Here is a 22,254-nt window from a genome sequence, read left to right as displayed (position 1 = left end):
CGATGCTGGACTTCCGCCTTGACGAGGACTACGAGGCGCTGCGCAAGACCGTCGAGGAGTTCGCCCGGGACGAGGTCGCCCCGGTCATCGGCGAGTTCTACGAGCGCGAGGAGTTCCCCTACGGGATCGTCGCCAAGATGGGGCGGATGGGCCTGTTCGGCCTGCCGTTCCCCGAGGAGCACGGCGGCATGGGCGGTGACTACTTCGCGCTGTGCCTGGCCCTGGAGGAACTGGCCCGGGTCGACTCGTCCACCGCGATCACGCTGGAGGCGGGCGTCTCGCTGGGCGCGATGCCGTTGTACCGCTTCGGCTCCGCCGAGCAGAAGGCCGAGTGGCTGCCGAAGCTCACCTCCGGCGAGGTGCTCGGCGCGTTCGGCCTCACCGAGCCCGGCGGCGGGTCGGACGCGGGGGCGCTGCGCACCACGGCGAAGCAGGACGGCGACGAGTGGGTGATCAACGGCACCAAGGCGTTCATCACCAACTCGGGCACCGACATCACCGGCCTGGTGACCGTCGCCGCGGTCACCGGCCGCCGCGAGGACGGCAAGCCGGAGATCTCGGCGATCCTGGTGCCGGCCGGCACGCCCGGTTTCTCGGTGTCCCGCAAGTACTCCAAGGTCGGCTGGAACGCCTCGGACACCCGCGAGCTGTCCTTCCAGGACTGCCGCGTGCCGCTGGCCAACCTGGTCGGCGAGCGCGGGCGCGGCTACGCCCAGTTCCTGCGCACCCTGGACGAGGGCCGCGTCGCCATCGCCGCGATCGGCGTGGGCCTGGCCCAGGGGTGCGTCGACGAGTGCCTGAGGTACGTGGGCGAGCGCGAGGCGTTCGGCCGCAAGATCGGCGAGTACCAGTCCATCCAGTTCAAGATCGCCGAGATGGAGGCCCGCACGCACACCGCGCGGCTGGCCTACTACCAGGCGGCGGCGAAGATGCTGCGCGGCGAGCCGTTCAAGCGCGAGGCGGCCATCGCCAAGCTCGTGTCGTCCGAGGCGGCCGTGGACAACGCCCGTGAGGCCACGCAGGTCTTCGGCGGCTACGGGTTCATGAACGAGTACCCGGTCGGCCGCTTCTACCGGGACGCGAAGATCCTGGAGATCGGCGAGGGGACCAGCGAGGTGCAGAAGATGCTGATCGCCCGGGAGCTGGGCCTGGTCTGACGCCGCCCTCTCAGGCCTCGAAGGCCCCGTCGCGCACGCCGAGGAGGAAGGCCGACCACCCGGAGTCGAGGCGGATCGCGGGACGCCTGTTCTTGCTGTCGCGGACGTGCGTCGCGCGGCCGTCGAACCGGACTTCCACGCAGCTGCCCGAAGCCGAGCTGTAGCTGCTCTTGAACCAGCCGTGCGCCGGGGGCGGGGAAGTGCGCGCCGTCATGGCTCCTCCATCTCGTCGTGGACGTGACCGATGAACTCGCGGGACTCCCGTTCGCCGAGCGCGCGGTCGAACGTCTCGGCGAAGCTCGCGGTCGATTCGAGTATCACGTGCCGCTTGTCGGTGAGGACACCGCTGATCGCGGTCTCGTGGTACACCACGTCGGTGAGCCGGGAGGGCCGGAACGACAGGATCATCAGCGCGCCGCCCAGCAGCGGGTGCGCGCCGGTGCTGAACGGCACGACCCGCACGCGCACGTGGTCGTGCGCGTCGACGACCGCGATCAGGTGGGTGAGCTGCGCGCGCATGACGCCCGGCCCGCCGATCCGCTGCCGCAGCGCGGCCTCGCCCAGCACGACGTCGAACACCGGCGGGTGGTCGTCGGTCAGCCTGGCCTGCCGGGCGAGGCGGGTGGCCAGGCGCGGGCCGATGTCGACCGGCCTGATGTACGGGGTGGCCGCGCGCAGCACCGCCCGCGCGTAGTCGGCGGTCTGGAGCAGGCCGGGCACGATGTCCGGCGCGTACTCGGCGATGCGGTCCGCGCCCGCCTCCAGGCCCAGGAAGCGGACGAACTCGTCGGGGTAGAGGTGGGCGTGGTCGTGCCACCACTCGCGCCGCTCGCCGCCCTGGCGCAGCCCGTCCAACCCGGTCAGCTCGTCGCGGTCCAGCTCGTAGACCGCGGCGAGGTCGGCGAGCCTGGCCGCGGTGAGGCGGCGCTTGCCCGACTCCACCGCGGACAGGTTCGTGCTGCCCATCCCGGTGGTCTTGCCGACGAACGCGGCGGTCAGGCCGAGGCGGTCGCGGTGCTCGCGCAGCCGCACCCCGAGCTCCCACGCCTGCACCGTGCTGGAGGTCGAGCCCTCGGCCATGCGCCTGGTCCTGTTCGGGTTGCGGACAGTGTCGGGTAGGCACACAGCGTAGCGACAGGGCACCCGTCCGGGGAATCGCCCCTTGATACGTATCGGGATTAGTGTGATCGCGTGATCCCCCCCGTGGCCACCACGTTGCGCAGCCGGCTGCTCGGTCGCGAGCTGCGCCGGGTCCGGGAGACCTCCGGGCTCAGCGCGACCGAGCTGGCCGCCCGCACCCGGATGTCACCGCGCCAGGTCGCGCTGCTGGAGGACGGCGTCCTCGACGCGCCCGCGCCCGACGCGCACGACATGTGGTGCCGCTGGGGCGCCGACGCGCCGAGGGTGCTCAACGTGCTGTGCCGCAACGCGGTGCGGGTCGACGCCCTCGCGCCGTTCGGCGTCAACCCGGTGCTGCCGAGGCTCGACCCGGCCCGCTGCACGGCCTACGTGCCGGAGGGCGTCGAGGTCGGGCGCGACGACGTGGCGGTGCGCGTGATCCCGCGCGGCGCGGGCGCCTACCCCGGCGTCGGGTGCGACCCGGTGACCCGCTTCGGGATGGCGGACGGCGCGGCGGTCGTGTTCTACGCCCACCCGCACGCCGCGCTGTTCACCGACGACCCCGACCAGGTCCGCGCGGCCCGGACGCTGTTCGCGCGGCTCGCCGCCCTCGTCGGCCCGTAGGACCCGGGGGGCTCGCCGCCCCCGTCCGCCCGCGGGAGCACCGCCCGGTGGGACCACTCCCGGGGTGGGCCCCCGGCCGGCCCGGACAGGGGTCGAACGGCGCGAAGGGCCGGCACCCGCGGGGTGCTGTTCGACCAGGTCGTCACGAACGGCGCGTACGTCGCGCCGGCGGGCGTCCCCGGTCACGCCTCATCCCGGGAACCTGCCGTGCCTGCCGCCCCCCGCGCGGAACCGGGTCAACCCCGCCTCCACCTCGCGGAGCGACACGAGCCCGTGCTCCAGCTCGTTGTCCAGGGCGGCGGCCTCCGGCAACCCCTCCTGCTCCAGCAGGGAGAGGCGGTCCTCCCGCAGGCACGCCTGCGGGAACGCGGCGACCTCCCGCGCCAGGCGCTCCGCCTCGGCGCGGGAGGTCCCGTTCGGCACGACGCGGTTCGCGAGGCCGATGCGCAGCGCCTCGCCCGAGTGGACGGGACGACCGGTGAGCACCAGGTCCATCGCGCGGGACGCCCCGATCAGCCGGGGCAGCCGGACGGTCCCGCCGTCGACCAGCGGCACGCCCCACCGGCGGCAGAACACGCCGAACACCGCGTCCTCCTCGACCACCCGCAGGTCGCACCACAGCGCCAGCTCCAGCCCGCCCGCCACGGCGTGCCCGGCCACCGCCGCGATCACCGGCTTGGACAGGCGCACCCGGGTCGGCCCCATCGGGCCGGACGGCGAGCGCGGGTCGTTGCCCCGCGCGGTGCCGATCGCCTTGAGGTCCGCGCCCGAGCAGAACGTGCCGCCCTCGCCGTGCAGGACGGCCACCGACGCGGACGGGTCCTCGTCGAACTCGCGGAACACCTCCGCGAGGGTGTGCGCGGTCGGCCCGTCGACCGCGTTGCGCACCTCGGGACGGTTCAGCAGGACGGTGAACACCGGTCCCGAACGCTCCACGCGCACCGCGCTCACGGCTTCGGCGACCCCCGCTCCACGATCGCCGCGAAGTCGACGCCGCGCGGCAGCGTGCCGAACGCCGCGCCCCGGTCGCCGGACAGCCGCGACGCGCAGAACGCGTCCGCCACCGCCGGGTGGCCGTACCGGACCAGCAGCGAACCGTGCAACGCCAACGCCATCCGCTCCACCAGCCCGCGCGCCCGCACCTCCAGGTCGTCGCGGTCGGCCAGCTCGCCCTTGAGCGCGTCGACCGCCGCGTCCAGCCGCCGGTCCGCGCCGCGCGCCGCGTCCAGCTCGGCGAGGAACTCCGCCACCGCCGCCGGCTCCCGGGCCAGGGCGCGCAGCGCGTCGAGCGCGGCCACGTTGCCGGAGCCCTCCCAGATCGACATCAGCGGCGACTCGCGGAACAGCCGGGGCATCCCGGAGTCCTCCACGTACCCGTTGCCGCCCAGGCACTCCAGGGCCTCGGCCGCGTGCGCCGGGCCGCGCTTGCACACCCAGTACTTGGTGACCGCGAGCCCCAGCCGGCTGCGGTTGCCGGCCAGCCACAGCGCCGCCGTCGTCGCCGCCTCCGACTCCACGACGAGGTCGGCCAGCACGTTGCGCATGGCCGGCTGGTCGACCAGGTAGGACCCGAACGCCCTGCGGTGCGCGGCGTGGTGCGTGGCCTGGGTGACGCCGAGGCGCATCCCGGACGCCGAGCCGAGCACGCAGTCCAGGCGGGTGGCGTTGACCATCTCGATGATGGTCCGCACGCCCCGGCCCTCCTCGCCGACGAGCCAGCCCACCGCGCCGTCGTACTCCACCTCGGCGGAGGCGTTCGACCGGTTGCCGAGCTTGTCCTTGAGGCGCTGGAAGAACAGCGCGTTGCGCGTCCCGTCCGGCAGCACGCGCGGCAGCAGGAAGCAGCTCAGGCCGCCCGGCGCCTGCGCCAGGGTCAGGAACAGGTCGGACATCGGCGCGGAGGTGAACCACTTGTGCCCGGTGATCACGTGGTGGTCGCCGGCGGGCACCGCGCGGGTGGTGTTCGCCCGGACGTCGGAGCCGCCCTGCTTCTCGGTCATCGACATGCCCGCGACCAGGCCGCGCTTGCCCTCGGGGGCGCGCAGGCCGAAGTCGTACTCGCGGGACGCCAGCAGCGGTTCGAACCGCTCGGCGAGCGCGGGCGCGGCGCGCAGCGCGGGCACGGCGGCGTAGGTCATCGAGATCGGGCAGCCGTGGCCCGCCTCGGCCTGGCTCCACACGAGGAACTTGGCGGCCCGCGCCACGTGCGCGCCCGGCCGGTCGTCCCGCCACGGCGCGGCGTGCAGGCCGTGGCGGACGGCGGTGGTCATCAGCTCGTGCCAGGCGGGGTGGAACTCGACCTCGTCCACCCGGTTGCCGTACCGGTCGTGGGTGTGCAGCACGGGCGGGTGGGCGTTCGCCTGCCTGCCGAGGGCCTGGACGTGCGCGGTGCCCGCCAGCACGCCCAGCTCGCGCACCTCGGGCTCGACCCACCCCGCGCCGCCGCGGCGCAGGCCGTCCAGCAGCGCCGGGTCGGCGGAGACGTCGTGGCCCTCCAGCGGCGGGACCTGGTTGGTCACCTCGTGCGTGGCGTGCGTCATAGCCGTCAGGGTACTACTCGTCGGTAACTTCGAGGGAGGTGGAAAAACGGGGGTGCCGATCACCGGTTCCGGGCCTACCGTCGGTCCGGTGAGCGATCACGGAGCGGACCACGCGCGCGCTGCCCACGCACGGGCGGTGACCGCGTTGCGCGGCCAGTACGCGGCGATCCCGGCGGGCTCGCCCGTGCGCCTGGCCAAGTCGACGTCGAACCTGTTCCGGTTCCGCGACGAACGGCCGGGCGGCCTCGACGTGGCCCGGTTCGACCGGGTCCTGTCCGTCGACCCGCAGGCCCGCACCGCGCAGGTGCAGGGCATGACGACCTACGAGGACCTGGTCGACGCGACCCTGCCGCACGGGCTCGTGCCGCTGGTCGTGCCGCAGCTCAAGACGATCACGCTCGGCGGCGCGGTCGCGGGGCTGGGCATCGAGTCCACCTCCTTCCGCAACGGCCTGCCGCACGAGTCCGTGCGCGAGCTGGAGGTCATGACCGGCGACGGCTCGATCGAGGTGGTCGGCCCCGGCGACGACCTGTTCCGCGGCTTCCCCAACTCCTACGGCACCCTCGGGTACGCGCTGCGGCTGGAGATCGAGCTGGAGCCGGTCAAGCCGTACGTCCGGCTGCGGCACGTGCCGTTCGGCGACGCGGCGCGCTGCGCGGAGGCCGTCGAGGCGATCTGCGCGGAGCGGTCGTACCGGGGCGAACCGGTCGACTTCGTGGACGGGACGGTGTTCTCCGGCGGGGAGCAGTACCTGACCCTCGGCACCTTCGCCGACAGCGCGCCGGCCACGTCCGACTACACCGGCAACCGGATCTACTACCGGTCGATCCAGTCCCGGCGCACCGACCACCTGACCGTGCGCGACTACCTGTGGCGGTGGGACACCGACTGGTTCTGGTGCTCGCGGGCGTTCGGCGTGCAGCACCCGGTCGTGCGGCGGCTCGTGCCCAAGCGGTTCCTGCGGTCCGACGTGTACCGGCGGGTCGTGGCGTGGGACCGGCGGCACCGGTTCTCCGACCGGCTGAGCAAGGCCGTGCAGGAGCCGGTGATCCAGGACGTGGAGATCCCGGTCCACCGGCTGGCCGAATTCCTCGACTTCTTCCACCGCGAGATCGGCGTCAGCCCCGTGTGGCTGTGCCCCGTGCGGCTGCGCGACCGCGCGGGCTGGCCGCTGTACCCCATGGACCCCGACCTGCTGTACGTGAACGTCGGCTTCTGGTCGACGGTGTCGCTGCGGCCGGACGAGGAGCCGGGCAGCCGCAACCGGCTGATCGAGGACGAGGTCACCCGGCTGGGCGGGCACAAGTCGCTGTACTCCGACTCGTACTACGGCGAGCGGGAGTTCTGGGACAACTACAACGGCCCGGAGTACCGGGGGCTCAAGGAGCGCTACGACCCCGGCGGCCGGCTGCCCGACCTGTACGCCAAGTGTGTGCTGCGCGAGTGAAGGGAGCGGGGGACGTGCGGTTGGCGGAGGTGTTCCAACGGGTGGTCGGCGGCGACGGGTCCGTGGGCTTCAGCGCGTTCGACGGCAGCGAGGCCGGGCCGCGCGACGCCCCGGTGCGCATCGAGGTGCGCACGCCGGAGGCGTTGTCGTACCTGGCGTCCGCGCCGGGCGAGCTGGGCCTGGCGCGCGCGTACGTGACCGGTCACCTGGAGATCGTCGGCGACGTGCACGGCGCGCTCGTGCACCTGTCCGACATGTCGCTGCGCGGGGTGCCGTGGGGGCAGCGGCTGGAGCTGCTGGCCACGTTGGGGCGCACGCGGCTGGGCACGCGGGTCGAGGCGCCGCCGCAGGAGCGGCGGCTGCGCGGGCTGCGGCACTCGAAGACGCGCGACCGCGAGGCCATCGCGCACCACTACGACGTGTCGAACACGTTCTACGAGTGGGTGCTCGGGCCGTCGATGGCGTACACGTGCGCCGTGTACCCGACCGCGTCGTCCACGCTGGAGGAGGCGCAGGCGGCCAAGCACGACCTGGTGGCGCGCAAGCTCGGGCTGCGGCCGGGGATGAGGCTGCTCGACGTCGGCTGCGGGTGGGGCGGCATGGTGATGCACGCGGCGCGCGAGTACGGCGTGCGGGCGCTCGGCGTGACGCTGTCGCGCAACCAGGCGGAGTGGGCGCAGAAGGCCATCGTCGAGGCGGGGCTGTCGGACCTGGCCGAGGTGCGCCACCTGGACTACCGCGACGTGCGGGAGAGCGGGTTCGACGCGATCAGCTCCATCGGCCTCACCGAGCACATCGGCAAGGCCAAGCTGCCCGCGTACTTCCGCTCCCTGCACCGCAAGCTGCGCCCCGGCGGCCGGCTGCTCAACCACTGCATCACCCGGGCGGACAACCGCCAGCGCGCCCGCACGGGCGGGTTCATCGACCGGTACGTGTTCCCGGACGGCGAGCTGGTCGGCCCCGGCCACATCGTGTCGCAGGTGCACGACCACGGCTTCGAGGTGCGGCACGAGGAGAACCTGCGCGAGCACTACGCCCTCACCCTGGCCGCGTGGTGCCGCAACCTGGACGCCCACTGGGACGACGCGGTGGCCGAGATCGGCCTGCCCCGCGCCCGCGTGTGGCGCCTCTACCTGGCCGCCTCGCGCCTGGGCTTCGAGCGCAACGACATCCAGCTGCACCAGGTCCTCGGCGTCAAGCTGGACGGCGCCGAAGCCCACTACCCCCTCCGCCCCACCTGGCCCTAACCCGCGAGTCATGCCTTCACGATCCGCGAGTCCAACGCTCACGACCCGCGAGTCATGCGCTCACGACCCTCGTGTCATGCGCTCATGCCCAACGGTGTTAGGCACGAACGCATGACACAGGGGTCGTGAAGGCATGACTCGCGGGTCGCGAGCGCATGACTCGCGGGGTCAGGTGAGGGTGGTGGCGATGTGGCGGGCCTGGTCGGAGGGGATCGCGAAGCCGATGCCCACGCTGCCCGCCTCGCCGCCGCCCGACGCGGGCGAGTAGATCGCCGAGTTGATGCCGATCACCTCGCCGGCCGCGTTCACCAGCGGGCCGCCGGAGTTGCCGGGGTTGATCGACGCGTCGGTCTGGATCGCCTGGTAGCTCACCGATGACGAGCTGCGGGGGGACGTCGTGGTGCCGGGCACGGTGACGGTGCGGTCCAGGGCGCTGACGATGCCCGTCGTCACGGTCCCCCGCAGCCCCTCCGGCGACCCGATCGCCACGACCTGGTCCCCGACCCGCACCGCGCTGGAATCGGCGAACACCGCCGGCGTCAGCCCGCTCACGCCCTCCGCCTGCACGACCGCCAGGTCGCTGGACGCGTCGGTCCCGACCACGGCGGCGTCGACGGTCCGCCCGTCGGACAGCGTCACCGTGATCTCCCGCGCCCCCGCCACCACGTGGTTGTTGGTCAGCACGCGGCCGTCGGCGCTGAGCACCACCCCGGACCCGAGGCCCCGCCCCTGCGCCGAGGTGACGTCGACCTGCACCACGCTCGGCAGCACCGCCGCCGCGATCGCCGAGACGTCGGCCGTCGACGTGGACCCGGTCCGCGCCGCCACCGGGCTGCCGACCGCCGTCGTGCCGCCGCCGGACGCGTTCACCGCGCCGACCACGCCACCGGTGACCCCGCCGAGCACCGCGGCGACCAGCGCCGCCGAGGTCACGACCGTGCCGGTGCGCCGCCGGAACGGCGCCCGGACCTGCTCCTGCGACCCGCTCACCGCGGGGAGCTCCTGTGTCATGCCCCCACTGTCGCCCCGCCGGCTGTGAGCGGCCTGAGCGTCCCCTCAGGACTTGCCGAGAATCGCGGTGACGTCCTCGGCGGTGAGCGGCCCGTCGCCGAACAGCGGGCCCTGCACCCCCGTCACGCCCAGCTCGGCCAGGCGCGCGGCGACCGTCTCGCTCGTGACGCCCGCCGCGTACAGGGGCATGCCCAGCGACGCGGCCCACGTGAGCAGCGCCACGGCGGCGCTCTCGTCGAAGCGGTTCGCCCCCTCGGCGAGGCCGGCCACCGGCGAGCCCTGGAACTTCATGCCGCTCAACGGGAACCGCCGCAGCCGGTCGACCGGCAGGTTGCCGCCGCCCACCTGGTCGAGCACGAGCCGCACGCCGTGCTCGGCGAGGAACGTCAGCTCCTCGGCCTGCTCGTCGGTGATCAGCGCGGGCAGCTGCTCGCCCAGTTCGAGCTGGAGCCGCTCGGCGGGCAGGCCGCTCTCCCGCAGCACCCGCCGCACCTCGGCCACCAGCTCCGGCTCCTGGCACTGCCGGGCGGTCAGGTCCATGGTCAGCAGCGGCGCGCGGTCGCCGAACTCGGCGTACCACTGCCCGGCGTGGAAGCACGCCTGCTCCATCGCCCACCTGCCGAGCCGCACCACCATGCCGGTGGACGTGGACAGGGACAGCAGGTCCCGCGGGTCCAACAACCCCTCGGTCGGGTGATCCCAGCGCAGCGTGGCCTCGACGGCGAGCAGCGACCGGTCCACCGGCGAGTGCACCGGCTCGTAGTCCACCCGGAAGTCGCCCTGCTCCAGGCCGCCGGAGATGGACGCCGCGAGCCGCATCCGGCGCCGGTCCCGCCGGTCGCGCTCCCGGTCGTACAGCGCCCACTGCGCCTTGCCGCCGTCCTTGGCCCAGCGCACCGTCATGTCGACGGACCGCAGCAGCTCGGCCGCGTCCGCACCCCGCGCGGGCGCCACCACGACGCCCACGCTGGCGGTCACGCCCACCCCGTCGTCGCCGACCCAGACGGGTTCGGCGAGCAGTTCGAGGGCCTCCTCGGCGAGCGTCACGACGGTCGCCACGTCCGCCGGGTCGTGGAGGAGCACGCCGAACTCGTCGGGCCCGATGCGCGCGACGTGCCCGCGGCCGTCGAACACCGACCGCAGCTGCTTCGCGATCCCGCCGAGGACGCGGTTGCCGACGTCGTGCCCGAACGCGTCGTTGACGACCCGGAAGCCGTCGACGTCGAACACGACCAGGCCGAGCGTCGCCGGTCCCCGGCTGCCCGCCGCCTTCTCCAGCCAGCCGACGAACTGCGCCCGGTTGGCCAGGCCCGTCTGCACGTCGTTGAGGCTCTGCCGCAGCAGCTGCGCCTGGAGCGCCCGCAGCTCGTCGAGGTTCTCCATCATGGTCACGTAGTAGGCGGGTTCGTCCAGGTCGTCGCGGACGAGGGACATCGCGACGAGCACCGGCACCTCCTCGCCGTCGGTGTCCACCAGCCGCACCTCGGTGCGCACGTGCTCGCCCAGGCCCGCGGCGAGCTGCCGGGCGCCGCGCCGCAGGGTCTCCCGGTCGTCGGGGTGCAGCAGCTCGCCCGCGTCGGTGCCCACGACCTGGTCGGCGGAGTAGCCGATCATGGACAGCATGGCCTCGTTGCAGTCGAGGACCTTGCCGTCGAGGCTGGTCACCGAGATGGCCACGGCCGTGCTGTGGAACACGGCGCGGAACTTCGCCTCGCTCGCCCGCACCGCGGACTCGGCCGAGCGGGTGGCGATCAGGGCGTGCCGGGCGCTCTTCTCCTGCTGGTCGAGGGTGTGCACGCGCAGGCCGTCGCCGAACCCGGCGGCGAGGGCGCCGAGCACGGCCGCCAGCCGCCCGGTCCGCCCGGCGGGCAGGTCGAACGCGGCCGGCAGGTGCGTGCCGATGAACTCGACCGTGTGCTCCAGCGTGGTGGTCGACACCAGCCCGTGCTCGACCAGGCCGCGGCCGACCCGCTGCACGGGCGCGGTGGGGCCGTCGTCGTCCAGCGCGGCGAGCAGGACGTCCGTGAAACCGGCCAGCAGCTCCTCCAGCCGGGGGCGCGGCAGGTCGGCCATCACGGTGGAGCCGATCGCGGCGGCCCAGCGGCGCGCGAAATCGGCACGGGAATTCCCGTGCCCCTCACGCGGTGCCGCGGCGCCTTCCTGTTCGACCATCTTCATTCAGCTCTGCGGGCCAATCGTCGAGGACCAAACTGGGTGCCGGCGCATCGCGCGATGAGATCACCACCGCGGACCGGTGTGCGCTTCCCGGCCCATTTTCACTCGAACGGTGCAATGGGGACCGGTGGTCGCATTCGAGTTTAGTGGCCGTCGGCGTGAGGGGTGCAAGACGATCTCCCCGGCGCGCGGGGTGGTCGGACCGGGACCGGCGAAGTGACCCGGTCCGACCGGCTCCGGGAGCGGGGGCCACCTCGTCGGCGAGGTGCCCGGGCGGGGTGCCGCGCGGGTGCCCCGAACGGCGCCGGGACCCGTGCGGACGGGGCGTTGAGGGAGACGCGGGTACTGGTGCGCCCGGGTCCGGCGACGCCAGTCCAGCAGCGTCGCCGCGGAACCGTCAACGGCGGCCCGGCGGTGTCCAGATCGCGGAATGCCTTGACCCGCGGTCGCCGCGCGCGCATACGATCGGGGTGCGGCGTTGAGGGACGCGGCACGTGTTCCGACCCCACGTTCCGACCCCTCCGCGCGCCCTCGGGAGAATTCCGATGACACCACCCGCCACGACCGCGTCGACCAGTGCGGGCGGAAACCGGTGAGCCGGGTGGTGGTGATCGGCGCCGGTCCCCGCGCGTCGGGTCTCCTCGAACGGCTGGGCGCCAACGCGGAGCTGTTCGGCGGTCCGCTGGAGGTGCACCTCGTCGACCCGTTCCCACCCGGCGCGGGCCGCGTGTGGCGGCACGAGCAGTCGCCGCTGCTGCGGATGAACTCGATGGCCGAGGACGTCACCGCGTTCACCGACGACAGCGTGCTGTGCGAGGGACCGGTGCGGCCGGGGCCGTCGCTCGCCGAGTGGGCCGCCGGCGACCTGTCCGGGGTGGACCTCGACCCCGGCGTGCGGGCCGAGCTGGCCGCCACGACACCGACCTCGTTCCCCTCGCGGCGGGTGCAGAGCGCCTACCTGCGGTGGTTCCACGAGCGCGCGGTGCGGTCGCTGCCGCCCGGCGGTTCCGTGCGCCTGCACCGGACGCGCGCGGTGCGGCTGGCCGGCGGGCCCGGCGCGCCGCAGCGGGTGTGGCTCGCCGGCCGCGCCGAACCGCTCGTCGCCGACGTCGTCGTGCTGGCCCTCGGGCACCTCGACGCGCGGCCCGCGCCCGAGGAGGTCGAGCTGGCCGGGTACGCGGCCCGGCACGGGCTGACCTACCTGCCGCCCGACTACACCGCCGACACCGACCTGTCCGGGGTGCCGGCGGGCGAGGACGTCGTGGTGCGCGGCCTGGGCCTGGCGTTCGTCGACCTCGCCGTGCTGCTCGGCCAGGGGCGCGGCGGGGTGTTCGAGCGGGTCGGCGGCGAGCTGCGCTACCGGCCGTCCGGGCGGGAACCCCGGCTGCACGTCGGCTCGCGGCGCGGGCTGCCGTACCACTCGAAGACCGGGTACCGGCTCCAGGGCGCGCGGCCCGAGCCCGGCGGGTTCTTCGACGCCGCCGCGCTGCTCGCCCGCGACGGGGACGTGGACTTCCGCGCCGACGCGTGGCCCCTGATGGCGAAGGACGTCGCCCACGGCCACTACCGCGAGCTGTTCACCGGGCACCCGGACCGGGTGCGCGTGCCGTGGGAGGAGTTCGCCGCGGAGTTCGCCGGGCTCGACTGGTACGGCGCGGGGATGCGGGCGCTGGAGGAGCGGGCCGTGCCCGCGGCGGAGGACCGGATCGACTTCGAGCGGCTCGACCGGCCCCTGGCGGGGCGGGTGTTCGGCTCCGCCGAGGAGTTCCAGGAGCACGTGCGCGGGTACGTGGAGGCGGACGTGGCCCGGCGCGGCGACCCGGCGCACAGCGCCGACCTGGGCGCGTTCCTCGCGCTGCTCGGCGTGTACGGGCAGTTCGCGCGGCTGGCGGCCTCGGGGCGGCTGCGCGGCGACGACGGCTGGTGGCGCGGGTTCTTCAGCTGGTTCGCCAGCGGGCCGCCGCCGGACCGGCTGGAGGAGCTGCTGGCGCTGTCCCGCGCGGGTGTCGTGCGGTTCCTGGGCGCGGACACGTGGGTGCGGGCCGAGGACGGCGTCTTCCTGGCGGGCAGCGCGAGCACGCCGGGGCACGTCGTGCGGGCGACCGGGCTGGTCGAGGCGCGGCTGCCGGTGCACCGGCTGGAGCGCACGGCGGACCCGCTGCTGCGGTCGCTGCTGGCGGCGGGGGAGCTGCGGGACGAGGGCGGGCTGGTGGGCGTGTCGGCCGCGGACAGCAGGCTCGTGGACGCCGCCGGGGTGCCGCACGCGCGCCGGTTCGCGGTCGGGCCGTACACCACGAACGCGGCGTTCGCGGCGTTCGCGCGGCCCGGCACGAACGCGCCGGCGTTCCGGCAGAACGACGAGGTGGCCCGCGCGGTGCTGCGCCTGCTGGCGGCGGACGCCGCGCTCGACCGCGAGTCGGCGTAAGACGGGGGCACGCACGGCGGAGGGCCCCGGCGCGCGCCGGGGCCCTCCGCATGTGTCCTTACGCGACCGCGGACAGCACCGAGGCGATCCGGGTGGCGATCCGGTCGTTGTCGGTCGGCGCGAGGCTCAGCCAGCCGTCCTCGCTGACCATCAGGTAGCGGCCCTGGGGCGTGTCGAACCAGGTGATCAGGGTGCCCGCCCGCGCGGAGCGGTAGCCGCCGCCGACGGTCACGCCGAACTGGCCGCCCGCGACCCGGCTCGCGGCCAGCTCGCTGATCACCGAGGCGTCCTCGCGGGACAGCCCCGCCTTCTGCAGCGCCTCCCGCTCGTCCAGCTCACCGCTGCCCCACGGGTCGTCGTCGTCCTCGGCCTGCTCCTCCTCCTGCTGGAGCGCCACCGCCGCGTTCAGCGTCTCCAACCGCAGGGACAGCGCGCTGCCCGGCCCGGCCGAGCCGTCCGGCAGCACCTCGACGATGGACCTGGCGAGCGCCGTCGGCCGGATCTCCAGCACGCCGAACCTGCCCTCGTCGACGACCGCCAGCGCGCCGCGCTCGCCGTTGGACACGGCCAGCGCCCGCACCGACCGGTCCACGTGCGCGACCGCGTCCACCGACACGTCGTTGTCGGAGAGCAGCCGCAGCAGCTCCACCAGCCGCGGCGAGGGCTCGCCGTACTCGGCCAGCACCTCGGCGCGCACCCGGTCGCGCTCGTCCTCGGTCGCGCCGGTGCTCGGCACGTCCAGCGGGTAGGGCAGCCGACCCAGGTCCAGGTGGTGCCACAGCACGTCCAGCTCGCGCGGCGTGAGCAGGAACTCCGGCTCGATCACGCCTGGTCGCCCTTCTTGCGGACCTTGGCGCCGCCGATCACCGACGGGGGCAGGTTCTCGCCGGGCACCTCGAAGATGTCCTCGCCCTTGATGTACGCCGCGGCCCGGTGCTCCTTGTCCTCCGCGCCCTGACCGCCCTGGCCCGCGCCGCCCATGGGCGCGCCGCCGGCCATCGGGGTGCCCGCCGCGCCGCCCACGCCGGGGCCGAACCCGCCGCCCGCCATCGCGGCGCGCGCGCCGGGGCCCATCGCGCCGGTCGAGCCGCCCGCGCCCATCGTGCCGCCACCGCCGGCGCCGCCGGAACCGGCCGGGCCGAAACCGCCCGCGCCGCCGGAGCCCGTGGGGCCGAAGCCGCCCGCGCCGCCGCCGCCGAAACCGCCGGCACCGCCACCGCCGAAGCCACCCGGCATGCCGCCGGTGGGGATGCGGGGCGCGCCGCCACCGGCACCGCCGCCGCCCGTGCCGCCGCCGCCCGTGCCGGGCAGACCGGTCACCGGGGGCGTGCCGGGGCTGCCCGCCGGGACGTACGTCGGGGGCTTCACGCCCGGCGGCAGCGTCCCGCCGCCCTGCCGCGGCACCGAGTTCGGGTTGGCCGGCTGGTACGGCGGCACGTAGCCGCTGCTGCCGGGCGGGTTGTACTGGCCTGCGGGCGGCACGTAGCCCGAGCCGCCGGGGTTGTACGCGCTCGACGGCGGCGTGTAGGAGCTCGCCGGCGGGGTGTACGGGTTGGCCACCGGCACCTGGGCCGCCGCCGCGGCGGCCGTGGTGCCCTCGGGCCGGTAGGTCGCGGCCGGGGCCAGTGGCGTGCTGCCGCCGTACGACCCGGACGGGCCGGTGTAGGAGCCGGTCGGACCGGTGTACGAGCCGGTCGGGACCGGGCCGCCCGAGTAGGCGGCCGCACCCGCCGGCGCGCCGCCGGAACCGGACGGCGCGGTGTAGGCCGGCGCCGACTGCGCGCTCGTGCCCGACACCGGCTGGTACGCCTGCGACTGCGACGACTGGTAGGCGGCCATCGGCGCGGCGGCGGTCGTGCCGCTCACCCGGGTCGCGTCCGACGCGTCGCCCAGGGTGGGGGCGCCGGAGGTGGCGAACGCCATCACCTGCGGCTCCTCGGTGCGGCCGGTCACCGGGTTGAACGGCGGGGTGAACAGCGGCGTGGTCTGGTCGACCGCGCGCGACTCGTTCTCCATCGTGCTCATGACCGTCACGGCGTGCTCGTGCAGCGCGCGGGACTGCTCGTTGGCGGCCTGCACGTCGGCGGCGGAGCTCATGAGCCCCTGGATGCCGCCCGCGGTGAACGTGCCCGTCGCCTGGTCCCAGTTGAAGTCGGCCGGCTCGGGCATGGACGCCCGCGCGTTCTGCATGATCTGGCTCTGGTCCTGCACGCGCTTGCCGACCTCGACCGCGGTCTCGGCGGTGTCGGTCACCCAGTCGGCGAGCATCTTGAGCGCGGTGCGCGCCGCGTCGGCGGCGTTGCCGGTCCAGCCGGACTCGGTGAGCGCCACCCGCTCGTTGATCAGCCGCGCGGACTCGGTCAGCTCGGTGCCGAACTGGCCCCACTCCGCGCCGATCTCGCCGGTCTGGCCGGGGTCGTTGTTGTTGTGCACCGCCTCGTACAGCTCGCGGTGCGACCGGGACGCCCAGTTCTGCGGGTCGGTGAGGACGATGTCGATGTCGTCCGGGTTCAGCTGCTTCATCTCGCCGGCTCCCGTCAGTTCCCGCTCAGCCTGGTCAGCTCGCTGCCGTGCTCCTCGTCGACCGCGGTGAAGTTGCGGATCGCGCTCTGCACGGAGTCGTGGGTCTGCTGGAGGACCTCGCGGTACGCCGTCATCACGGCCACGAAGGACCGGGGGTCGCCGTCGGCGCGGGTCTCGAACTTGTGCGCCATCCGGTCGCCGACGGGGTTCGCGCCCAGCGGCGCGGGGCGGGCCAGCCGGCCCGCGCGCTCCAGCCAGGAGTCGACCTGGTCCATCTGCTCCAGGAGCATCCTGCGCATCTCCTCGCCCGTCGCGGGGTCGAGCGACACCTGCCCGGAGTTCACCGTCTCCTGGAGCGCCACCACCTGCCCGCCGACGGTCAGGGGTTCGGTCACGGTGCGCGGAACGGCCTGGGGCGGGGCCGCTTCATCCCCCGGTTCGGCGATGTACATCGGGTATCCCTCGCGAAGGCAGGCTGCTGGACTGAAGCCAGCCTGACGGTCCCCTCCAACGCCTGGCCAACGCGCCCCCAACGCGGCCTGCGGGAACGCGCGAACGACTGTGCGAAACTCGGTGACCACACGGTGACAACGCCGAAAGGTCTTCAGCATGCGGGTGAACCTGCTCGGCCCCGTTGAGCTGGTTTCCGCAGGTGGGGAAGCCGTCCGGTTGGGTGCCGCGAAGCGCAGGACCGTCCTGGCGGCCCTCGCGCTGGAGCTGAACCGCGTGGTGTCCGGCGACCGGCTGCTCGACCTGGTGTGGGACGGCTCACCGCCACCGCAGGCCAAAGCCGCCCTTCAAGGACATATCGCCCAACTCCGCAAGGTGCTCGCGGAGGGGGTGTCCCTCGTCACCCGCGCCCCCGGCTACGTGCTCACCGGTACCCGCGACGCCGTCGACGCCCTCCGCTTCGAGGACCTGGTCACCACCGCCCGCGACGCCGACGACGAGCGCGCCGTCGTCGTGCTGCGCGAGGCGCTGGCGCTGTGGCGGGGACCGGTGCTCGCCGACGTGCCCGGCGACCAGCTGCGCGAGGCGGTGTCCGCGCGGCTGGAGGAGCAGCGGCTGGTGGCCGTCCAGGACCTGGCGACGCGGCTGTTCCGGCTCGACCGGGCCGCCGAGGTGGTGTCCGCGCTGCGCGACGCGGTGGACGTCAACCCGCTGCGCGAGGCCCTCGTGGCCCGGCTCGTGCTCGGCCTGCACTGGACGGGGCGGCAGGCCGAGGCGCTGGAGCTGTTCCACCGCACCCGCGAGAGGCTCGCTGAGGAGCTGGGCGTCGACCCGGGGCCGGAGCTGCGCGAGGCGTACCAGACGGTGCTCGCGGGCGACACCGCGCCGAAGCCCGCCGTCGTGGAACGCGCGCCCGCCCAGCTGCCGCGCGAGCACCGCGGGTTCGTCGGGCGCGAGCTGGAGCTGTCCGACCTGGAGACCAGCCTGACCGGCCAGGACTCGGCGATCGGCCTGCTCGTCGGCCCGGCCGGGGTGGGCAAGACGGCGCTGGCGCTGCGCTGGGCGCACCGGGCGGCGGGCGGCTTCCCGGACGGCCAGCTGTTCGTGAACCTGCGCGGGTTCGACGAGACCGAGCCGCTGGACCCGCGGGTCGCGCTCGTCGGCTTCCTGCGCGCCCTCGGGCTGACCGACTCGCAGATCGCCGCGGACCTGGAGGACCAGGCCGCCCAGTACCGGTCGCTGCTCGCCGGGCGGCGGGTGCTCGTGCTGCTGGACAACGCCCGGTCCGCCGAGCAGGTCCGGCCGCTGCTGCCGGGCTCGGCCCGGTGCCTGGTGCTGGTCACGTCGCGGCACCGGCTCGACGACCTCGTCGTCACCGAGGGCGCGACGTCGCTGCACGTGCCGACGCTGCCCGAGGAGAGCGCCGAGCACCTGCTGGCCGCGCTGCTCGGGCGGCAGCGCATCGACCAGGAGCCGGAGGCCGTCGCCGAGCTGTGCGAGCTGTGCGACCGGCTGCCGCTGGCGCTGCGGATCGCGGGCGCGCGGCTGGCGTCCCGACCCCGGTGGACGATCCAGTCGCTGGTCGACGAGCTGCGCGACGAGCAGGGCAGGCTGTCCGCGCTGTCGCTGCCCGAGGCGGGGCGCGGGGTGCACGCGGCGCTGGCGGTGAGCTACCGGGAACTGCCGGAGGGCGCGGCCAGGCTGTTCCGGCGGCTGGGCCTGCACCCCGGCACCGACCTCGACAGCTACGCGGCGGCGGCGCTGCTCGACATCAACGCGGTGAGCGCCCGCACCCACCTGCGCACGCTCGCGTACGCGAACCTGCTGCACGAGTCCACGCCCGACCGGTACTCGCGGCACGACCTCGTGCGGCTGTTCACGCACCACCTCGCGGCGACCGAGTCCGACGTGGACAACCAGGTCGCCACCGGGCGGCTGCTCGACTACTACCTGCACGTCGCCGACTCGGCGCGGGCGCACCTGTCCGACCACGTGCGACCGTTCGGGCCGCCCGAGCACCGGCCCGCGTCGTTCCCGGAGCTGCCGTCGCACGCCGCCGCGCTGGACTGGTTCACGCTGGAGGAGGCGAACCTGGGGCTGGCGCTGGACATGGCGCTCAACTCCGGGCACCGGGAGCGGACGTGGCAGCTCGCGCTGTGCCTGGACGCGTTCCACTTCCGGCGCGGCAACCGGCTGGACCGGCTGGCGCTGTGCCGGATCGGCCTGGTCGCCGCGCGGTCGCTGGGGGACGGGTACGCCGAGGCGACGTTCCTGCTGCGGCTCGGCTCGACGCTGGCCGACCTGGGGCGGATCGACGAGGCGATCGAGGCGTGCACGCGCGCGGCGTCGTTGGCGGGCGGTGACCGGGACCTGGAGCTGGCGGCCCTGGCGAACCTCGGCTACTGCCTGATGGCCGACGACCAGCTCGACCGCGCGCAGGCCGTGATCCTGGAGGCGCTGGAGGTCGCGCGCGAGGTCGGCGACAAGCGGTCGCAGGCGAGCGTGCAGAACAACCTGGCGAACGTGCTGCTGCGCAAGCACCAGCCGGAGGAGGCGCTCCGGCACGCGACCGAGGCCCTGGGCCTCTTCCCCTCGGCACCGTCCAAGGCGCACACCGCGACCCTCCACACCGTCGGCGCGGCCTCGCAGCAACTGGGGCGTGCCGACGAGGCCCTGGAGTCCTACCGGGCCGGCCTGGCCCTGGCCGTCCGCCTGGGCGACCGCTACCAGGAAGCCCTCTGCCACCGTGCGATAGGCGACGTCCTGGAGCAGTCGGAGGGCCCCGACGCCGCCCGCCCGCACTGGCTCTCCGCCCTCCGCCTGTACCGCGACCTGCGCCTGGCGGACGCCGACGACGTGGCCCGCAAACTGGACCTGGTACCCCACCCCTGACCGCGAGAGTCCAACCCCCAGGCCCCGAGAGTCCAACGTCCAGGTCGCGAGAGTCCAACGTCCAGGTCGCGAGAGTCCAACGTCCAGGCCCGGTGAGTTCTACGTTCGGGCCTTACAGCGTTAGGCGCGAATGTAGAACTCAAGGGTCCTGAGCGTTGGACTCTCGGGGTCTGAGCGTTGGACTCTCGCGGGTTAGGCGGTGGCGGTGGCGGCGGCTCGGCCGGCGGTTCGGCCGGAGAAGAGGCAGCCGCCGAGGAAGGTGCCTTCGAGGGCCCGGTAGCCGTGGACGCCGCCGCCGCCGAAGCCGGACGCCTCGCCGGCGGCGTAGACGCCGGGCAGCGGGGTGCCGTCGGAACGCAGGACGCGACCGGACAGGTCGGTGTGCAGGCCGCCCAGGGTCTTGCGGGTCAGGACGGACAGGCGCACGGCGATCAGCGGCCCGGCCTTCGGGTCCAGCAGGGGGTGCGGCTCCACCACGCGGATGAGCTTGTCGGTCAGGAACCTGCGGGCCTCGCGCATCGCGTTGACCTGGGCGTCCTTGCCCAGCCCGGAGATGACCTGGCGGTCGCGCTCCACGATCGTGCGGTGCAGGGCGCCGGCGTCGATGAGCGACGCGCCGGTCAGGGCGTTCATGCCCTCGGCCAGCTCGGCGGCGGTGCGGCCGAAGACGAACTCGTCGGAGCGCTTCGCGAACTCCTCGACCGGGGCCACGGCGCCGGGCAGCGCCCGCTTCAGCACGGCACGCACGTCCTTGCCGGTCAGGTCGGGGTTCTGCTCCGACCCGGACAGCGCGAACTCCTTGCCGATGATCCGCGAGTTGAGCACGAACCACGAGTAGCCGTGCCCGGTCTTGACGATGTGCTCCAGCGCGCCCAGCGAGTCGAAGCCGGGGAACAGCGGGACGGGCAGCCGGGACCCGGTGGCGTCGAGCCACAGCGACGACGGGCCGGGCAGGATGCGGATGCCGTGCCTGCCCCACACCGGCGCGTAGTTGGCGATGCCCTCCGGGTAGTGCCACATGCGGTCCTCGTTGACGACCTCGCCGCCGGCGGCGTTGACGACCTGGAGCATCTTCCCGTCCACGTGGTCGGGCACGCCGGACAGCATGTGCTCGGGCGGCGTGCCCATCCGGGACGGCCAGTTCCGCCGCACCAGCTCGTGGTTCGCGCCGATGCCGCCGGACGTGACGACGACGGCCTGCGCGGTCAGCGCGAAGTCCGACGCGACCGCGCGGGACGACGGCTCGCCGCGCCCGACCGCGCTGGGCTCCAGCACCTCGCCGGTCACGCCGTCCACCACGCCGCCGGTCACGGACAGGCCGGTGACGCGGTGCCGGAAGCGCAGCTCCACCAGGCCGCGGGCGACGCCCTCGCGCACCCGCCGCTCGAACGGCGCGACGATGCCCGGCCCGGTGCCCCACGTCACGTGGAACCGCGGCACGGAGTTGCCGTGCCCGCCCGCCAGGTACCCGCCGCGCTCGGCCCACTGCACGAGGGGGAACCAGCGCACGCCCATGGCGTGCAGCCAGGACCGCTTCTCGCCCGCCGCGAAGTGCACGTACGCCTCGGCCCACTTGCGCGGCCAGTGGTCCTCGGGCCGGTCGAACGCGGCCGAGCCCAGCCAGTCCTGGAGCGCCAGCTCGGCGGAGTCGCGGACCTTGAGCCGGCGCTGCTCGGGCGAGTCGACGAGGAACAGCCCGCCGAACGACCAGAACGCCTGGCCGCCGAGCGACGCCTCGGGCTCCTGGTCGAGCAGGATGACCTTGCGGCCGGCGTCGACCAGTTCGGCGGTGGCGACGAGGCCCGCGAGACCCGCGCCGACGACGATGACGTCCGCGTCATGTGGCATCGGACGAGTCTAGGTCGAAGGTCGAGGCCGGCTGTATTTGAATAAGTTTCATTTTCGACACATCGTCGGTCGCGGTGGACGCGCCGGAGGAGGGGGACCCCATGTCGTACACGGGTGGCACGCCGTACACGGGTGACGCGGGCGAGATCAGCGCGGTGTGGCGGCCGGTGGCCGACGTGCCGACCGTCGACCGACCGCTCACGCAGGCCCGGCTGGTGGGCCCGGGTGACGTCACGGGCGGTCGGTTCGGCGTGTTCGAGTGGCGGATGGGACCGCGCGCGGGCGGTCCGGCCGCGCACTTCCACCGGACGTTCTCGGAGTCGTTCTACGTGCTCTCCGGAACGGTCCGGCTGTTCGACGGCGGAACGTGGGTCGACGCCGCGCCCGGTGATTTCCTGCACGTGCCGGAGGGCGGCGTCCACGCGTTCCGCAACGACACCGACGAGCCCGCGTCGATGCTGATCCTGTTCGCGCCCGGCCCGGCCCGCGAGGAGTACTTCCGCGAACTCGCGGAGATCGGCGAATCGGGTCGGCGGCTCAGCCCGGAGGAGTGGACCGAGCTGTACGCGCGGCACGACCAGTACATGGTCTGACCGCTTCCGGGGGAGGGGGTCGGAGGCCGTCGGCCGTTCGGTGGGGGAACCGTCCGGCCGACGGCGGTCGGGCGTGCGTGGGCGCACCTGCCACGTCTCGGGGAGAGGTACCGCGTCGGGGCCCGGGGGGAGTGGCCCCTGCGGTCCTGACGTGCGGTGCGGCGTCCACGTGCCGACCACTGGTAGAACGGCCGGTGTCGAAC

Annotated in this window: 17 protein-coding genes; 7 read left to right on the top strand and 10 right to left on the bottom strand. The window is 74.3% G+C overall.

Annotation, left to right across the window (positions count from 1 at the left end):
* The first annotated feature begins 2 nt into the window (after positions 1–2).
* Complete coding sequence (locus ACRAKJ_RS37275) at positions 3–1,157, top strand: acyl-CoA dehydrogenase family protein (RefSeq protein ID WP_438924252.1); 1,155 nt, start codon at positions 3–5, stop codon at positions 1,155–1,157.
* 10 nt (positions 1,158–1,167) lie between these two features.
* On the opposite strand, the gene ACRAKJ_RS37270 is transcribed toward ACRAKJ_RS37275, so the two are convergent.
* A complete protein-coding gene (locus ACRAKJ_RS37270; RefSeq protein WP_438924253.1) occupies positions 1,168–1,371 on the bottom strand; it encodes a DUF397 domain-containing protein in 204 nt (67 codons plus the stop codon).
* The gene (locus tag ACRAKJ_RS37265; RefSeq protein WP_438924254.1) at positions 1,368–2,237 is read right to left on the bottom strand and encodes a Scr1 family TA system antitoxin-like transcriptional regulator; all 870 of its coding nucleotides are present in this window, start codon (positions 2,235–2,237) and stop codon (positions 1,368–1,370) included. Before ACRAKJ_RS37265 ends, ACRAKJ_RS37270 begins: the two co-directional genes overlap by 4 nt.
* Before the next feature lie 111 nt (positions 2,238–2,348).
* Between ACRAKJ_RS37265 and ACRAKJ_RS37260 the strand changes: the two genes are divergently transcribed.
* The gene (locus tag ACRAKJ_RS37260; protein ID WP_438924255.1) at positions 2,349–2,900 is read left to right on the top strand and encodes a Scr1 family TA system antitoxin-like transcriptional regulator; all 552 of its coding nucleotides are present in this window, start codon (positions 2,349–2,351) and stop codon (positions 2,898–2,900) included.
* Positions 2,901–3,089: 189 nt separating this feature from the next.
* Here ACRAKJ_RS37260 and ACRAKJ_RS37255 read toward each other — a convergent pair whose 3' ends face one another.
* Positions 3,090–3,851, bottom strand: a complete 762-nt coding sequence (locus tag ACRAKJ_RS37255) for a crotonase/enoyl-CoA hydratase family protein (RefSeq protein WP_438924256.1) — start codon at positions 3,849–3,851, stop codon at positions 3,090–3,092.
* Positions 3,848–5,440: an acyl-CoA dehydrogenase family protein gene (locus tag ACRAKJ_RS37250; RefSeq protein WP_438924257.1), complete on the bottom strand. Its 1,593-nt coding sequence runs from the start codon at positions 5,438–5,440 to the stop codon at positions 3,848–3,850. Before ACRAKJ_RS37250 ends, ACRAKJ_RS37255 begins: the two co-directional genes overlap by 4 nt.
* Before the next feature lie 88 nt (positions 5,441–5,528).
* Between ACRAKJ_RS37250 and ACRAKJ_RS37245 the strand changes: the two genes are divergently transcribed.
* Together ACRAKJ_RS37245 and ACRAKJ_RS37240 are read left to right on the top strand one after the other, a co-directional pair.
* Complete coding sequence (locus ACRAKJ_RS37245) at positions 5,529–6,887, top strand: FAD-binding protein (protein ID WP_438924258.1); 1,359 nt, start codon at positions 5,529–5,531, stop codon at positions 6,885–6,887.
* 14 nt (positions 6,888–6,901) lie between these two features.
* Positions 6,902–8,134: a class I SAM-dependent methyltransferase gene (locus ACRAKJ_RS37240; protein WP_438924259.1), complete on the top strand. Its 1,233-nt coding sequence runs from the start codon at positions 6,902–6,904 to the stop codon at positions 8,132–8,134.
* Between the two features lie 168 nt (positions 8,135–8,302).
* Here ACRAKJ_RS37240 and ACRAKJ_RS37235 read toward each other — a convergent pair whose 3' ends face one another.
* Both ACRAKJ_RS37235 and ACRAKJ_RS37230 read right to left on the bottom strand, forming a co-directional pair.
* A complete protein-coding gene (locus ACRAKJ_RS37235) occupies positions 8,303–9,145 on the bottom strand; it encodes a trypsin-like peptidase domain-containing protein (RefSeq protein WP_438924260.1) in 843 nt (280 codons plus the stop codon).
* Positions 9,146–9,190: 45 nt separating this feature from the next.
* The gene (locus ACRAKJ_RS37230) at positions 9,191–11,317 is read right to left on the bottom strand and encodes an EAL domain-containing protein (protein WP_438924261.1); all 2,127 of its coding nucleotides are present in this window, start codon (positions 11,315–11,317) and stop codon (positions 9,191–9,193) included.
* Between the two features lie 604 nt (positions 11,318–11,921).
* On the opposite strand from ACRAKJ_RS37230, the gene ACRAKJ_RS37225 reads away from it, so the two are divergent.
* Complete coding sequence (locus ACRAKJ_RS37225) at positions 11,922–13,745, top strand: FAD/NAD(P)-binding protein (RefSeq protein WP_438924262.1); 1,824 nt, start codon at positions 11,922–11,924, stop codon at positions 13,743–13,745.
* Positions 13,746–13,803: 58 nt separating this feature from the next.
* Here ACRAKJ_RS37225 and ACRAKJ_RS37220 read toward each other — a convergent pair whose 3' ends face one another.
* The 3 genes from ACRAKJ_RS37220 to ACRAKJ_RS37210 are packed head-to-tail and all read right to left on the bottom strand — an operon-like array spanning position 13,804 to position 16,720.
* Complete coding sequence (locus tag ACRAKJ_RS37220) at positions 13,804–14,571, bottom strand: ESX secretion-associated protein EspG (protein ID WP_447008813.1); 768 nt, start codon at positions 14,569–14,571, stop codon at positions 13,804–13,806.
* Complete coding sequence (locus ACRAKJ_RS37215; protein WP_447008812.1) at positions 14,568–16,268, bottom strand: PPE domain-containing protein; 1,701 nt, start codon at positions 16,266–16,268, stop codon at positions 14,568–14,570. The genes ACRAKJ_RS37220 and ACRAKJ_RS37215 overlap by 4 nt, the downstream gene beginning before the upstream one ends.
* A gap of 14 nt (positions 16,269–16,282) precedes the next feature.
* Positions 16,283–16,720 carry a hypothetical protein gene (locus ACRAKJ_RS37210; RefSeq protein ID WP_438924661.1) on the bottom strand — a complete coding sequence of 146 codons (438 nt, stop codon included), beginning with the start codon at positions 16,718–16,720 and terminating at the stop codon, positions 16,283–16,285.
* Positions 16,721–16,877: 157 nt separating this feature from the next.
* Between ACRAKJ_RS37210 and ACRAKJ_RS37205 the strand changes: the two genes are divergently transcribed.
* Complete coding sequence (locus ACRAKJ_RS37205; protein ID WP_438924662.1) at positions 16,878–19,610, top strand: BTAD domain-containing putative transcriptional regulator; 2,733 nt, start codon at positions 16,878–16,880, stop codon at positions 19,608–19,610.
* A gap of 192 nt (positions 19,611–19,802) precedes the next feature.
* Here the strand turns inward: ACRAKJ_RS37205 and ACRAKJ_RS37200 are convergent, their stop codons facing one another.
* A complete protein-coding gene (locus ACRAKJ_RS37200; protein WP_438924663.1) occupies positions 19,803–21,458 on the bottom strand; it encodes an FAD-binding dehydrogenase in 1,656 nt (551 codons plus the stop codon).
* Between the two features lie 101 nt (positions 21,459–21,559).
* Between ACRAKJ_RS37200 and ACRAKJ_RS37195 the strand changes: the two genes are divergently transcribed.
* Positions 21,560–22,051, top strand: coding sequence for a cupin domain-containing protein (locus tag ACRAKJ_RS37195; RefSeq protein ID WP_438924664.1), 492 nt, complete (start codon positions 21,560–21,562; stop codon positions 22,049–22,051).
* Positions 22,052–22,254: the final 203 nt, after the last annotated feature.

The organism is Saccharothrix sp. DSM 118769, assembly GCF_052936295.1.
Note: the sequence above shows the minus strand (reverse complement) of the source record. Positions and strands in the feature narration are given on the sequence as shown.